Origin of the sequence: Marinobacter sp. ANT_B65 (assembly GCF_002407605.1) — a bacterium.
Lineage (GTDB): Bacteria > Pseudomonadota > Gammaproteobacteria > Pseudomonadales > Oleiphilaceae > Marinobacter.
This window is the reverse complement of the sequence record NZ_NXGV01000001.1, coordinates 1,992,076-2,004,902: the sequence shown is the minus strand read 5'-3', so window position 1 is coordinate 2,004,902 and position 12,827 is coordinate 1,992,076. Positions and strand designations below refer to the sequence as shown.

16 protein-coding genes and 1 pseudogene are annotated in these 12,827 nt (G+C 51.9%); 5 read left to right on the top strand and 12 right to left on the bottom strand.

Annotated elements, in window-relative coordinates:
- Positions 1–5: 5 nt before the first annotated feature.
- Positions 6–1,994 carry a phage tail sheath family protein gene (locus CPA50_RS09250; RefSeq protein ID WP_096782094.1) on the bottom strand — a complete coding sequence of 663 codons (1,989 nt, stop codon included), beginning with the start codon at positions 1,992–1,994 and terminating at the stop codon, positions 6–8.
- 535 nt (positions 1,995–2,529) lie between these two features.
- On the opposite strand from CPA50_RS09250, the gene CPA50_RS09245 reads away from it, so the two are divergent.
- A complete protein-coding gene (locus CPA50_RS09245; protein WP_096782093.1) occupies positions 2,530–3,615 on the top strand; it encodes a hypothetical protein in 1,086 nt (361 codons plus the stop codon).
- A gap of 136 nt (positions 3,616–3,751) precedes the next feature.
- Here CPA50_RS09245 and cysK read toward each other — a convergent pair whose 3' ends face one another.
- The 4 genes from cysK to CPA50_RS09225 all read right to left on the bottom strand — a co-directional run bounded on the left by cysK (position 3,752) and on the right by CPA50_RS09225 (position 6,687).
- Positions 3,752–4,723 carry a cysteine synthase A gene (gene cysK, locus CPA50_RS09240; RefSeq protein WP_096782092.1) on the bottom strand — a complete coding sequence of 324 codons (972 nt, stop codon included), beginning with the start codon at positions 4,721–4,723 and terminating at the stop codon, positions 3,752–3,754.
- Between the two features lie 50 nt (positions 4,724–4,773).
- A complete protein-coding gene (locus CPA50_RS09235; protein WP_096782091.1) occupies positions 4,774–5,316 on the bottom strand; it encodes a DinB family protein in 543 nt (180 codons plus the stop codon).
- Between the two features lie 65 nt (positions 5,317–5,381).
- Positions 5,382–5,714: an SMR family transporter gene (locus CPA50_RS09230; protein WP_096782405.1), complete on the bottom strand. Its 333-nt coding sequence runs from the start codon at positions 5,712–5,714 to the stop codon at positions 5,382–5,384.
- Between the two features lie 127 nt (positions 5,715–5,841).
- A complete protein-coding gene (locus CPA50_RS09225; RefSeq protein ID WP_096782090.1) occupies positions 5,842–6,687 on the bottom strand; it encodes a LysR family transcriptional regulator in 846 nt (281 codons plus the stop codon).
- Between the two features lie 110 nt (positions 6,688–6,797).
- Between CPA50_RS09225 and CPA50_RS09220 the strand changes: the two genes are divergently transcribed.
- Entirely contained in the window at positions 6,798–7,961 is a 1,164-nt protein-coding gene (locus tag CPA50_RS09220; RefSeq protein WP_227519538.1) for a YbfB/YjiJ family MFS transporter, read from the top strand.
- A gap of 368 nt (positions 7,962–8,329) precedes the next feature.
- Here CPA50_RS09220 and CPA50_RS09215 read toward each other — a convergent pair whose 3' ends face one another.
- Positions 8,330–8,632 carry a type II toxin-antitoxin system RelE/ParE family toxin gene (locus tag CPA50_RS09215; RefSeq protein WP_096782403.1) on the bottom strand — a complete coding sequence of 101 codons (303 nt, stop codon included), beginning with the start codon at positions 8,630–8,632 and terminating at the stop codon, positions 8,330–8,332.
- Positions 8,620–8,877 carry a type II toxin-antitoxin system Phd/YefM family antitoxin gene (locus CPA50_RS09210; protein ID WP_096782089.1) on the bottom strand — a complete coding sequence of 86 codons (258 nt, stop codon included), beginning with the start codon at positions 8,875–8,877 and terminating at the stop codon, positions 8,620–8,622. Before CPA50_RS09210 ends, CPA50_RS09215 begins: the two co-directional genes overlap by 13 nt.
- Before the next feature lie 81 nt (positions 8,878–8,958).
- On the opposite strand from CPA50_RS09210, the gene CPA50_RS19800 reads away from it, so the two are divergent.
- A complete protein-coding gene (locus CPA50_RS19800; protein ID WP_264753983.1) occupies positions 8,959–9,093 on the top strand; it encodes a hypothetical protein in 135 nt (44 codons plus the stop codon).
- Positions 9,094–9,163: 70 nt separating this feature from the next.
- Here the strand turns inward: CPA50_RS19800 and CPA50_RS19795 are convergent, their stop codons facing one another.
- A complete protein-coding gene (locus CPA50_RS19795) occupies positions 9,164–9,478 on the bottom strand; it encodes an Lrp/AsnC family transcriptional regulator (protein WP_413772157.1) in 315 nt (104 codons plus the stop codon).
- Positions 9,479–9,484: 6 nt separating this feature from the next.
- Positions 9,485–9,604: pseudogene (locus CPA50_RS19790) on the bottom strand (Lrp/AsnC family transcriptional regulator); the annotation flags it as partial.
- A 17-nt stretch (positions 9,605–9,621) separates the two neighbouring features.
- On the opposite strand from CPA50_RS19790, the gene CPA50_RS19345 reads away from it, so the two are divergent.
- Both CPA50_RS19345 and CPA50_RS19340 read left to right on the top strand, forming a co-directional pair.
- Positions 9,622–10,203 (top strand): hypothetical protein, encoded by a 582-nt coding sequence (locus CPA50_RS19345; RefSeq protein ID WP_143750732.1) that lies wholly within the window; start codon positions 9,622–9,624, stop codon positions 10,201–10,203.
- A 291-nt stretch (positions 10,204–10,494) separates the two neighbouring features.
- Entirely contained in the window at positions 10,495–10,683 is a 189-nt protein-coding gene (locus CPA50_RS19340; RefSeq protein WP_179397175.1) for a hypothetical protein, read from the top strand.
- Position 10,684: 1 nt separating this feature from the next.
- Here CPA50_RS19340 and CPA50_RS09190 read toward each other — a convergent pair whose 3' ends face one another.
- From CPA50_RS09190 to CPA50_RS09180, 3 genes are all read right to left on the bottom strand, one after another.
- Complete coding sequence (locus tag CPA50_RS09190; RefSeq protein ID WP_096782402.1) at positions 10,685–11,818, bottom strand: VIT1/CCC1 transporter family protein; 1,134 nt, start codon at positions 11,816–11,818, stop codon at positions 10,685–10,687.
- Between the two features lie 337 nt (positions 11,819–12,155).
- Entirely contained in the window at positions 12,156–12,419 is a 264-nt protein-coding gene (locus tag CPA50_RS09185; protein ID WP_096782086.1) for a Txe/YoeB family addiction module toxin, read from the bottom strand.
- Positions 12,416–12,658 (bottom strand): type II toxin-antitoxin system Phd/YefM family antitoxin, encoded by a 243-nt coding sequence (locus CPA50_RS09180; protein WP_096782085.1) that lies wholly within the window; start codon positions 12,656–12,658, stop codon positions 12,416–12,418. Before CPA50_RS09180 ends, CPA50_RS09185 begins: the two co-directional genes overlap by 4 nt.
- Between the last annotated feature and the right edge of the window lie 169 nt (positions 12,659–12,827).

Sequence of the window (12,827 nt, the reverse complement as noted above, 5' to 3'; positions counted from 1 at the left end):
TCTCCTCAGGGCTGAGCAACGATTTGCTGGATCGACAGGATCACAAACTCCGCCGGTTTCAAGGGTGCAAAACCCACCACGACATTGACTATGCCGCGATCGATATAAAACTGCGTATTGGTTGTGTTATCACAGCGCACAAAGTACGCCTTGCGGGCCGAGCTGCCCTGAAATGCGCCCTGGGTAAACAGGTTGTGCATAAAGTCGCCGACCGAAGTGCGCAACTGCGCCCACAAAGGTTCGTCGTTGGGTTCGAATACAGCCCATTGAATGCCCCGGTAAAGGCTTTCTTCGATATACAGGGCGAGTCGTCGGACCGGAGTGTATTTCCAGTCGCTGGCCATGACATCGGCACCAACCAGTGTGCGCGAACCCCAGCTGACATTGCCGTAAATCGGAAACGAGCGGATGCAGTTCAGCCCCAGCGGGTTCAGCACACCATTTTCAGAATCTGTAAGCTTGTAGGTTGGCTCGACAACATTACGAAGCCGCGCTTCGGTTCCTGCAGGTGCTTTCCATAAGCCGCGGGCACCATCGGTGCGTGCATACAGACCAGCCAGCACGCCAGCAGGGCCGAAAGCACGGGGTTTGAAATCGTTGGATGGGTCTGGCACTCGCACCCGTGGCCAGTTGGCTGCCGCGTTGGCGCCGGAGACAGTCAGGCCACCTGAAATCCATTCCACTGCAGCCTCAAGGTCACCCACCTGTGGTGGCGGATCCACCAGCAAAAACGCACGCCGTTCGTCGCAGTAATTAAGCGCTTCTGTGTAGACCGCATTCGGGTCTAAACCGGTATCGAGCTGGTTCGGATCTGATACCTGAGGACGGGTTGCATCCGGAATCAGCAGCAGGTTGAAAATATCGGCACGTTCCAGCGCATAGATGCCGGTAAACCCGGCACGGCTGCCAATGAGGTTTGCCGTCAGAGGTAGCTGGGTGCCGTCATCGCCTGCCTGGGCATTTTGCTGCGCGGCTTCGTCAGAACCCTGGCCCACCCAGTAATAGGCGACATTGCTGGTGGGTGTGTCGAGATGAAACGCAGCAAGTGCACCGGCAGAAACATCAGCGAAGCTGAGCAGGGTGTCAACGCCATCCGGAATCAGAGCCGGATCGAAATCGGCAACAATGCGCAGCCCATATCCGCTGGCGGTGGGCATCACCTTAACGCCAGCGCCAGGCAACCTGGCATTGAGTGCATTCGAGATTTTTCGCTCCAGCATGCGGGCAACGCCGACCACACTGCCCGGAACCGTTTCATTGATATCGAGCAGCCGCACAGGCACAGAGCTGATCAAACCACTCGGCCGGCTGGCGGAAACAGTGATATCAATATTTGCAGCATTGGAAATAGTTGTGATCTGGCCGTTGGTAAGCGAGAAGTCGCCGCCAATAATCCCGGTCTGACTTGGCCGCCCGCCGGCATTCGTAGCGGGAACGTTTGCAGTAACAATGTCCGACCCGCTGGCGGGATCATTCACTACCACCTGAACAAATCTCGGCGAGCCGGGGCTGACAGACAGGTTGGCAAAGGATTCCGAGGTGCCTGATGCGAGATCAGTAATGGTGAGGTTGAACGAGTCGTCGTCGCTGACGCCGTTGTAGTCGACCGAGGCAACAACAAAATTGCCCCAGTAACCATTACTATTGGCGGTTAGCGTGAAGGCAATATCGTCGGCACCGCCACCAGCAGTGCCATCGAGCAGTTCGATGGCAGCAGGCAGGCTATCAGATTTAGGTACCCGCACGATAACAGCCTGGCCACCACCGTTATCAAAGAAATGTTTAACCTGATGGGACACCAGGCTGTCTTGTGTAATGCCACCAAATAAGCGTTCGAAATCGCCAAAATTGAAAATGCGTGTGGAGGTATTGTCGCGGCCCCTGGATGTATAGCCAACGAAAGCGGCAACGGATGTTGGCACACCAACAATAGCGCGACTGCCACTGGGTAATTCCTGAACGTAAACACCGGGATAACTAACGGAGACAGCCATGGGTTGAACCTCCTTGGTTCCGTGCACATGCAGAGTGGGGAAAGATATTTATTTCAAATATCCATCGGTGTCCAAACGGAATCTGGCGACCCACTGCATGTTGCACCCGACTGTATAATCTGAATCCTATTTTAAATTTTTCAGGAAGGAAAGTATTTAATAAGTACTAATTTTGTAAGTGCTCTCGTGGCGGTAAATTAAGTCATCTAATGATAAGTATTTAATTGTGTTTTTGTTTTTTGGTATGAGTGTTGCTTTTAAGTGTTCCTGGTTTTTTGCGGCATTTAATGCAAGGCAGGTGCCACGGTAATATTAATGTTTAATTAAGGGGTGATTATAAGAGTAAAGTAAATATACTTGTATATATGTGCGACGTATATGTTGATTGATTTTCTGAGAGTTCATTGTATGGGAAAGGCGGAAGCCGTGCTGCAGTCTCCACCGGCCTGTTCCGGCCTCCCTCAGTCTTGCTCAGTAGTGGTCGATCGGGTATAAACATCGCCTTCATGGATTAGCCTATCACCAAGGAAATTTTATGCTGTATGCCCATACGCGCAGTCTGATTGCCGTCTCCAGCTTTGCTCTTCTCGCAGGCTGTGCAAGTAACGCACCGCAAGATACCACCCCGAAAAACCCCACTTCCGTTGTTCATGCGACCTTCGCATTCAATGGTGGTTTTGTGCCGGATGTGTCGGGCAAGCAGACGGTTTATACCCGTTCGGATATGCGTCGCATCGATAACATCAACGAATTCGATAATTTTCTGATGCGCTTTGCAAACTCTGATACCAGCGATATTTTCCGCATTGATCGCAATCTGCTCTGGCTTCTCGACAATGACGACGAATCCTATCGGGAATGTCCTCTCGCCGGATGCGTGGTTTCACCATTGTTCTTAACTGAAGAGAGCCGTGGCGAAGAGGAAGAAGAGTACGAAACCTACGAGGACCGGGAGTGCGCGGTTACTCTGGCTCAGAATGAGTTCAGTGTTGAGGATACCGGAAACACTCGCCGCTTTGGCGGGCTCGATGCGAGCGAATACGTTGTCAGCTGGCAGACAAAAATGGAGGATGAACAGGGCCGGGCTGATGTGAACCTGCTCCAGTTTGTATTCTGGACTGCGCCCCCAACACAGGAAATGAGCCAGGCCTGGCGCGTTCATTCCGAAGCAATGGATAACTATCTGGATGCCGTAGGCGACGACAACATCCTGGTACGCTTGCTTGGCCGTGACGGATTCAAGGCTATAGGCTCCTTTGTAGGTGACATTGAAAAAACGGATGAGACAGCATACAACTCCTGGGCCAGTGAGCTGGGCATAATTGAAGGGTATCCGCTCTCCATAAAAATGGAGTGGTTCCAGCGCAATGAAGCCTGCCCGAAAGTTAAAGAAGCCAAGTCCACTGACATTGATCTGACCAAGGGCCTCGACGGGTTAAAAAGCGCTGCTGGCAACCTGCTCGATAATATGGTGAACGAGAAGAAAGAAGAACTGATCGCCGAATGGCAGAAAAAGCCAAAGGTTCGCTACATTTACGAAGTGAACTCAATTGCTGAAGAGCTTGTACACGACAGCGTCTTCAATTTGCCGGCTGATTACAAACTTAGCGATCGCCAGTAATTCTGATCTGGCCCGGAGCAGGCGCTCCGGGCCTCATGCTTTACCTGCCTGCTACTTCCTTATTCGCATTCTGGAAACCCGAGAAATAACTGCGCTGCTGACAAGCATGTAACTCGCCACCCAGCGCCGGGCATCTTTACTGCACGTTTTCCGTATCGCCAAACTGGTCGGCAAACAGGGCAGTGGACAGGTAGCGCTCTGCAGAATCCGGCAGGATCACCACAATGTTTTTGCCTTTGTGTTCGGGTTGCTGGCTGACCCGGATTGCGGCAACTACTGCTGCGCCACAGGAAATCCCGCAGAGAATACCTTCTTCCCGCATCAGACGATGTGCCATAGCCATGGCATCTTCGTTGGATACTGTCTCCACCTGATCAACCAGACTCATATCGAGGTTTTTGGGTACAAAGCCCGCGCCGATACCCTGTATTTTATGGGGGGCAGGCTTTGGATCTTCGCCATTACGTACCTGGGTGATGATGGGCGAATCAGTCGGCTCAACGGCTACGGTGGTGATGGCCTTGCCCTGGGTGTTCTTGATATAGCGTGACACACCGGTCAGGGTGCCGCCCGTACCTACACCGGCGACAAAAACATCCACTGCGCCATCGGTATCCTTCCAGATTTCAGGGCCGGTGGTGTCTTCGTGGATCTGCGGGTTGGCAGGGTTGTTGAACTGTTGTGGCAGAAAGTACTTTTCGGGCTCGGCGGCAGCCAGTTCTTCCGCTTTGGCAATTGCGCCGGGCATGCCTTTGGCGGGCTCTGTCAGCAGCAGGTCCGCGCCCAGTGCTTTCAATACCTTGCGGCGCTCCAGACTCATGGATGCCGGCATGGTAAGAGTGATCTTGTAGCCTCTGGCCGCAGCAACAAATGCCAGGGCTATGCCTGTATTGCCGCTGGTGGGTTCGATGATGGTCATCCCCGGCTTAAGCACGCCCCGCTTCTCGGCGTCCCAGATCATGGCAGCACCAATGCGGCACTTCACCGAGTAGGCCGGGTTACGACCCTCAATTTTGGCCCAGATAGCAGCGCCATCGTTAACACGGTTCAGCCTGACCAGCGGCGTGTTGCCAATGGACTGAGAGTTGTCTTCAAATATGCGGGACATCGTTTATCTCCTTGGTTTTTAAGGATACTAGCATACCGGGGCAGAGCAGTTTATACACCGGCCTCTTCGGGGATCAGAACCAAAAGGTCGGTAATGCCAATCTCCAGACCCGCCTGTGAAAGCAGAGTGGAAGCCTGGCCCCGGTGATGTGTCTGGTGGTTAAAAAAATGAGTAACCAGGCTTGAGAATCGTTTGCTGGAAGGCACACCTTTGGTGCTTGTGTAGCTAAGGACAGAATCCAGATCACTGTCAGACAGCTTGCCTGCCCAGTTAATAATCTGCTGATCCAGCCAGAACCTGTGTTCCGACAGGCTGGCGAATTTACTGAAAACAATCTGGTCGAGACTGGAGGGGTTCGGGAGACTGGCTACATCACGCAGTGAGGCAAAGCAGGGCGGGTGTGTGGCAAACCGCTTGAGCCAGATGGTATCTCCAACGATGACATGGTTGAGGGTGCCCAGAATCGAGCTGAAGAAGGCGCCGCGATCCTTTTCCAGTTCTTCTGGTGTGAGGCGACCGGCCGCCTCATATACCTTTACGTTCATCCACTGGTTGTAGGCAGCCAGCAATTCAAAGTGGCGTTTCAGGCTCATCTGAGTTCCTTGTTGTGTGATCTCCAGCGCCAGACAATTTTATTGTGCAGCCGTCTGTTGACTGCCTAATGCACACTGACTTTGGAAAAGACATTGATAACCACTACACCGGCAATGATAAGGGCCATGCCAATAATACTGGCAAAATCCAGTTTCTGACCAAAAACCAGCCAGCCTGCTACAGAAATCAGTACGATTCCCAAACCAGCCCAGGTTGCATAAGCAATCCCGACAGGAATCACCTTCAGGGTGAGAGAAAGAAAATAGAAGGCAATGACGTACCCCAAAATCACGACCACACTGGGCCAGAATTTTGTAAAACCTGCACTTGCTTTCATGCTGGAAGTTGCCACCACTTCAGAAGCAATTGCAACACCAAGAAACAGCCAGTTTTTCATCTGCATACCCCAATAAAACTCAGCAGAGCATGGTACTTAAAGAGCTGGGAAATCTATAGTCCTGGCTGGTTTTTCAATGCTGTGTGCCAGGTGAATGTAATGGCTGGCCCGCCAGTGTCTCACGAAGCTATTGTGTATTTTTATTTGTAAAAATGTCCGCAAGTGCCAGCGTGCCCGCTTCCAGGGGGCTGCCTTTGCGGTAAACGATGGATAGCTGAACATGTTTTGGGCCATGGGTGACGGGCGTCATTGCCAGGGACTTTTCATACCGGCTGCCGATCACCATGTTTTTGCCAATAATGGTGTAACCCAAACCTGCAGATATGCAGCCCAAAACCCCATCCGCACTACTCATGATCATGAGTTCATCGCTACCGCGCCCTGCTTTTTGCTGCCATATAAGCGCATGGTTCCTGTAACCGCATCCTTCGTCACGTACAAACAGCACAGGGTCATAGTGGCTTTCCGCAGGGGTCACCATAACCAGCTCTTCATTCACAATAGGAATAACACAAAGCTTTTCATGGGCGGGGGCATTGCCTATGGCGGCGCAGTCTACCTTGTTGTTCAACACGGCACCTACGAGCCTGTCGCTGGTATCCGTAAAGATCCTGGTCTGGATATTAGGGTAATCCCGTTTGAGCTGTTTGAGTGCTAAAGGCATGTGAACTGCGGCAAAGGTTTCGGGCATTCCAACCCTCAACTCATAGTTGCCTTTATCACGCAAAATGGCGGATTTGGCCTGGTGCTCCAGCTCCAGAATCTCATCCGCATACTTGTAGAGTTGTTGCCCGCTGGGGGTTAGCTGCAGTTTTCTGCCTGCCAGAGTGAAGAGCCTGGTATCCAGCTCACTTTCCAGCTTTTTAATCCGGTTGGTGATGTTCGACTGAACCGTATGAAGCTTGTCTGCTGCGCCCTTGATGCCACCTTCATCAACCAGGGTTTTAAAGGTCTTCAATGCCACGATTTCCATATAGTTCTCTTAAAAAGAATTAAATGTTCTGGATAATTCAATTTTTAAGATTATCAGACTGGAGTAATCTTTGCTGAAAATCGTTTAATAACAATATGGTGGGAATGTTAATGGAGCTTACTCGGACTCGAGTCTATCTGGCCGGAATCTGTAGCCTGATCGTAACCGTTGGCGTAGCCCGTCTTTCCTACAGCCTTTTACTACCCATCATGCAAAGCGGAGCAGGCCTCACCGAAGTAGGTGGCGGCTGGCTGGCGACCACTAATTTTATGGGGTACATGGCCGGGGTGCTGCTTGCGTCCCGGCTGCACAACCTCAGCTACAAATACAATCTGCACCGGGCTTATCTTCTGTTAAGCATTGGCACTTCAGCAGCCATGGTGATGACAACGGATGTTGTTGCCTGGGCTGTATTGCGATTCATAGCCGGGGTTTGTGCTTCCGGGGGCCTTATCATTGCCTCTGGCCTGATTCTGAAATGGCTTGTGAAGAATGATCATCGCGCTGAGTTAGGTATTCATTTCGCCGGTATCGGTGTGAGCATCATAGCCACATCCGTTTTAGTGGAAGTAATGCTGACCCTGTCGGCCAACTGGCAGCAGCAGTGGCTGTCGCTGGCCGTGATGGCCGCCATTGTCGCTATTCCCGCATGGTTATGGATTCCTCACCCGCTGGTGGATGGGCAGGACGCAACGGCCACAAAAGATAATCCCCCAGGCCGGGTGTTTACCACGCTTATGATGCTTGCCTATTTTTGTGCGGGTTACGGATACGCTGTCAGCTCCACCTTCATTGTGGACATTGTAGAACGAACAAAAGGGCTGGAGGGGCAGGGGACACTGGCGTTTTTGCTGATCGGGCTTGCCGCTATGCCAGCGACCCTGGTGTGGGACAGAATTGCGAGAAAAACCGGCTATCTCTATGCGCTCCTGGCAGCTTATGTTCTACAGGTGGTTGGCATTATTCTGCCTGCCATTAACGATACCTTGATGGCGTTATTGTTAAGTGCACTGCTATTTGGTGGGACCTTTATTGCCTGTGTCAGCCTGGTGCTCACCATGGCTGGAAAGTTCTTCCCAAGCAATCCAGCCCGATTTATGGGCGTAATGACACTGGCCTATGGTGCGGCTCAGATAATCGCCCCTGTCTTTACCGGTTATCTTGCCGAAGCGTTTGCTAGCTATAACCTTGGGTTATACTTTTCAGCAGGCATCATGATCATCGGTATTACATTCTTGCTTGGATTAGTACGCCTGGAAAGAGCTCCCGTGTGAGCGGATTCCAGAATCCTATTTTCTGAATAAAATCAGCATGATGAGCCTGGCTAAAAGATAGAGTGAAAGAATAAAAAAATCCAGAATGCAAAATATGGATAGATAGCAGGAGCAGCCAGGTAATCGCACCCCCACTGGCATTTCACGGCGTAATAAATACCCGATAACAGGCAGGCGATTCCTGAGGCTATCAGGCTAATGAAATATACAAGTGGCTTTTTCAAGTTGGGTATCCATTAATATGGCGTGATCAGTGACATGTGACCTGCACCCAGAGGCTCATGATGTGGCCTGGCAGGGTGTAAAGGCGCATAGACTGATAATACGGCCGCGTAGCGGGGACAGAGGCACCCGATTGCCGCGCCTGGTTAGCTGCTCCCAAGCATGTACGCACGAAGCTGCCTTTCCTCTCGCATGACATAGAGGATAAAAACCCGCTTCTCATCCTCACGATAAAAAATGCGGCAGGGTGGAACAACTACTTCTCTGTATACTGAATCAGGAAGCTCTGGAGGAATTCGCCCGGATTGAGGAAAATCTTCCAGGCGATCGGTGTTATCGAAAATCTCTTCTACCAGGCGGCTTGCGGCGGCAGGATTATCCAGAGCAATGTACTCAGCGATGGCATCCAACTCTTGAAGGGCGGGCTCCGTCCAGATTACTTCAGCCATTTACCCATTTTCTCCCTGGCCTCACTTTGACTGTACGTTCTTCCCTCAAGTACAGCACGCTCTCCTCGTGAGAGCTCTTCGAGCAGTTCAAGCCGGCGCTGCATGAACTCGTAATCCTGCACATCAACAAGATAAGCCGATGGCTTGCCATGTTCAGTGATCAGTACCGGCTCTTTAGACAGATGCAGGTCTGCCAGGATTTTTGTAGCTTGGCGCTTAAGGTTTGTAACAAGCTCAACTTTCATGGGCTCACCCTGATCCAAATTGATAGTGATACTATAGTATCACTATTCGGGTGAAGTCCAAGTCCGACAACATGCGCTTGTATGGATAATTTCTGCCGTGTGGGTAAAGTTGAGGCCCGCATCCGGCGATTCGTCAAAATCCTCAAAGTTGCCAAAGTCGATCACTGGCACATCAAAGCTGAGATCCTGACCAGTGTGACCCTGACCCCATATTAGGTCCACCCAGAGTTGGAAGAATCCGGATAACTGATTTCTATAAATTTCGGTACCCATTAATCTAGCCCGGTCAACCGATTGGCAAGCTGGTACTTGTCTTGATTTCCTTAACAGAGATATGGGTCTGAATCGCATTTACTCCACGGATGCGCCGGATAATGTTGATGCGCTCAGAAAACTCATCCAGGTCCCTGAACACCATCTGCAAGAGGTAATCCACGCTCCCCGTTATGCAGTGGCAAGTCTGAACCCAGTCCAGTTCGTTTACGATCGCTTCAAATTCATCGGTCAGATCGACATCATGACTGGAGAACGTCACTTGAGTAAACGCCGTAGCGCTAAAGCCCATCTTGCTGCGACTGAGAACAGCTCTGTATTCTTCTATATAACCGTTTTCCTCCAGTTTTTTCCAACGACGCCAGCAAGGCGTTTCACTCAGATTGATCTTTTCCGACAGACTGGCATTGCTGATGCGGCCGTTCACCTGCAAATGTTTCAGTAACTCTATATCGGTCTTGTCTAACCCCTATGGAGTCTTTTCTTTCTCTAAGTTTGTCAAAATTAGTGGTTCCTTCTATAAAATCCCAATTTCATGGTTTTTATAGCAAGGACATTCCTGGCGATCAACTTAGAATATTGACGGTGATGCCGAAGTGGGTCAGTGGGAAAACATCTGCTGCGGGCCGTACCTGGAACTTTAGGCTTATTAGCAACGCTGCCGGAGCAATAATTATGTTGAGCACCTACTTGAGTTTTTCCCTGTTCGCGTTTATCGCCTCAATCACTCCAGGGCCCAGCAACCTGATTTCACTGGCAATAGGAACCCGGCAGGGCGCAATGGCGGCGTTACCATTTATCGTTGGCGCATCGATCAGCATGGCGCTATCGAGCATTTCAATTTTTGCCCTGCCCGGGGCCGACGATCTACAGCATACCTCCTGGCTTGCCCTGATTTTCTTCCTGATTGCAGCACCTTGTCAGCTTTGTTGGAGTTGGCTGGGTCAGTCGGCAAAGGGGATGGAAGGCTTTTCCAAGCGGGAAGCCTGTTTCAATAAGCTATTGGCGATATTGTTGCTGATCACAGTATGGGGTGCACTCTTAACCACCTGAGTTTAATGAACGAGGGCGAACCTTGGTTCACCGTGCGGGTGTAGTGGTCATTTGGGCAAATAGGTAAAAATCGCCGGGGCTCGGTGTTAAACACACTAAGGCGCGTTGCGTTCGGATGGATCCTTCTTGAAATCCCTTACCAGCTTATGCGGATCAAACTGCGCTCGATATTCCTTCGTTGCCTGAGCCCACCACATTAATTGGTTGAGTGTTCGGCCAAAATAATCGAACCAGGAGTCCTGATCCTCTTGGGCCTGCAATGAACCGTCAGCCGTAAAGATTTCTTGTGCCTTGGGCACATGTATCATTGCAGAAACTGCCAGCCTGCAACTGGCAGCTTATCCTGAGTTGAAGCCGATTATTCTGAATGGTTCGCTGGCGAGTGCCATGGATGCAGCAAAGGCTTTGCTTCAAGCGCGAGAATGGGAGCTTGCAGGCACAACTGAAAATACCCTCGAGGCTACAGCAACCACTCGCTGATTCAGCCACTGAGGCCCACTCCCACCAGGGCTCCAATACCATAGGTGACGCCCGCCGCTGAGAGACCGAACAGCAGTTGGCGCAGGGCGGAGAAAACCACACCACGACCGGTGAACAGGGATGTGCCTGCACCTATGGCCATCAACGCAAGCCCGCTCAGGCCCAGACTCGTCCACAAGGCGGCGTTGCCGGACAGAAAAAAGTATCCGACCACAGGAAAGATAGCGCCGAAGGTGAACAGCAGGAACGAAGCTCCGGCGGCACCCCAGGCAGAACCCCCGAGATCCTGGGGATCTATCCCCAATTCTTCACGTACCAGGGTATCGAGTGCCGTCGCCTTGTCGGCGAGCAGTCGAGCGGCCAATGCTTTTGCCTGCTCTGCAGGCAGCCCTTTCGCCTCATAGATCAGCTCCAATTCTTCCCGTTCCTCGTCCGGAACCTCCTGGAGCTCCATTGCTTCTGTCGCGATCTGCTTCTGATACAGCTCGCGGGAGGAATTTACTGACAGCCATTCTCCCATAGCCATCGAGCAGGCCCCGGCAACCAGGCCTGCAAGGCCGGTCAGCAGAATGGAACCGCTCGCCACATTGGCACCTGCTACCCCCATCACCAATGACAGATTAGACACCAGACCATCATTGGCACCCAGCACCGCAGCGCGAAGGCTGTTACCGCCCATCGCACGATGGCGACCCTCGATACGGGCAATACTGGTGCCAGGCAGGCCTTCGCTGGTACTGGTGATGGCCGAGAGAATCCTGGCGTGGCTACGTTCTTCCTGTGGTAACCCAGCTGCAACGGCTTCAGCCTGCTGGTCGTAGGCACCGCTATCGACCTGCTCAAGGGTATTGACCACCGGGAGTACGAAGCCAGGGCCAAAACGTTGTGCCAGGAATGCCAGACCACGGGCCCGAAAACCGGGCTTAAGGGTGGGGATACGCGCACCAAGCCGGGTGAGCTGCTTTTTCCAGTACTCGGCGTGGCTCTCTTCAACTGCAGCCAGCCTACGATAGACCTCGGCCAGGCGTTCGTCGGTTTCTGCCTCCGCCAGGGCATGGTAAAGGCTGGCGCTGTCGATCTCACCGTGAAGGTTGTCCTCGTAGCGCTCACGCTTGTTACCGGAGATATCAGTCATGGTACCTTTCTCCTTTGGGGTCATCTGGCCTCGCCTTGCGAAATGTTGGAGGGGCAGGGGACGCTCGCGTCTTTGCTGACAGGGCTTGCCGCCATCCATGCCAGTGCAACTGGTGTGGGACAGAATTGCGAGAAGAACCGGCTATCTTACCGACGCGTTTTTTACTTTGATTGAAGTTTCTCAAATGGGACTAAATTGTAAAATTATCTGACGCGAAAGCCAGCCCTGAACAAGGTCCGGTTATGAATGACGACAGTTTGAGAAAGTGTAAGTAATCCCATACTCAAATGTATTTTTGCCGACAGCAACCACTGTGCACAGGCAAACTGGTTATGCATTATTCGTAGTGGCTCCAAAGCCTGAGAACTTTCACCACTCGCTCGTCTTCGAGCACTTGGTAGACCAGGCGATGCAGAATATTGATACGGCGCGAATAGGCTCCCGCAAGATCACCAATTAGCTTCTCAAACGGTGGCGGCCTGCGGTATGGGTCTTCCGCTATCAGCGCTAATGGTTCCTGGGCTTTTGGTTTGAGGCCGCTGGAGGCCAGTTTCTTTGCATCTTTTTGGGCTTGCTTAGTGTAAACCAACTTCCATGTCACCAGTCCAACTCCTCATCGCACTCATCCACGGGGGTGTCCATCCCCTCACGAATAGACTCACGCATACCCGGAACGGAGAGCAGGAAGAGTGTTTCCTGAATTGCCGACCAATCTTCCTCGGATACCAAAACCGCCTTGTTCCGCTTACCCGTAATGACGATTGGTTGGTGGGACTCAGCGGTCTCGTCGATTAACCGATAAAGGTTGCTGCGCGCCTCAGTTGCTGTGATTCCCGTCATAACGCACCTCTTGCGTGTTTAACTTTTAACTCAGTGTACGCTTTTATGTACGTACGTAAAGGCGAACGCCTTTGCATAACGCCCGCAGCACGTGCGCCCTTGTAGTGAAGCCGTAGGCGGAACGGAAAGGGCGTCACGGTGATGTTCATGGCCATGCTCTCATCCATTC

Bases quoted from the DNA above. Each gene is read 5' to 3' on its own strand.
- CPA50_RS09250 (WP_096782094.1), bottom strand. From the start codon at position 1,994: ATGGCTGTCTCCGTTAGTTATCCCGGTGTTTACGTTCAGGAATTACCC.
- CPA50_RS09245 (WP_096782093.1), top strand. From the start codon at position 2,530: ATGCTGTATGCCCATACGCGCAGTCTGATTGCCGTCTCCAGCTTTGCT.
- cysK (WP_096782092.1), bottom strand. From the start codon at position 4,723: ATGTCCCGCATATTTGAAGACAACTCTCAGTCCATTGGCAACACGCCG.
- CPA50_RS09235 (WP_096782091.1), bottom strand. From the start codon at position 5,316: ATGAGCCTGAAACGCCACTTTGAATTGCTGGCTGCCTACAACCAGTGG.
- CPA50_RS09230 (WP_096782405.1), bottom strand. From the start codon at position 5,714: ATGAAAAACTGGCTGTTTCTTGGTGTTGCAATTGCTTCTGAAGTGGTG.
- CPA50_RS09225 (WP_096782090.1), bottom strand. From the start codon at position 6,687: ATGGAAATCGTGGCATTGAAGACCTTTAAAACCCTGGTTGATGAAGGT.
- CPA50_RS09220 (WP_227519538.1), top strand. From the start codon at position 6,798: ATGGAGCTTACTCGGACTCGAGTCTATCTGGCCGGAATCTGTAGCCTG.
- CPA50_RS09215 (WP_096782403.1), bottom strand. From the start codon at position 8,632: ATGGCTGAAGTAATCTGGACGGAGCCCGCCCTTCAAGAGTTGGATGCC.
- CPA50_RS09210 (WP_096782089.1), bottom strand. From the start codon at position 8,877: ATGAAAGTTGAGCTTGTTACAAACCTTAAGCGCCAAGCTACAAAAATC.
- CPA50_RS19800 (WP_264753983.1), top strand. From the start codon at position 8,959: ATGGATAATTTCTGCCGTGTGGGTAAAGTTGAGGCCCGCATCCGGCGA.
- CPA50_RS19345 (WP_143750732.1), top strand. From the start codon at position 9,622: ATGGAGTCTTTTCTTTCTCTAAGTTTGTCAAAATTAGTGGTTCCTTCT.
- CPA50_RS09190 (WP_096782402.1), bottom strand. From the start codon at position 11,818: ATGACTGATATCTCCGGTAACAAGCGTGAGCGCTACGAGGACAACCTT.
- CPA50_RS09180 (WP_096782085.1), bottom strand. From the start codon at position 12,658: ATGACGGGAATCACAGCAACTGAGGCGCGCAGCAACCTTTATCGGTTA.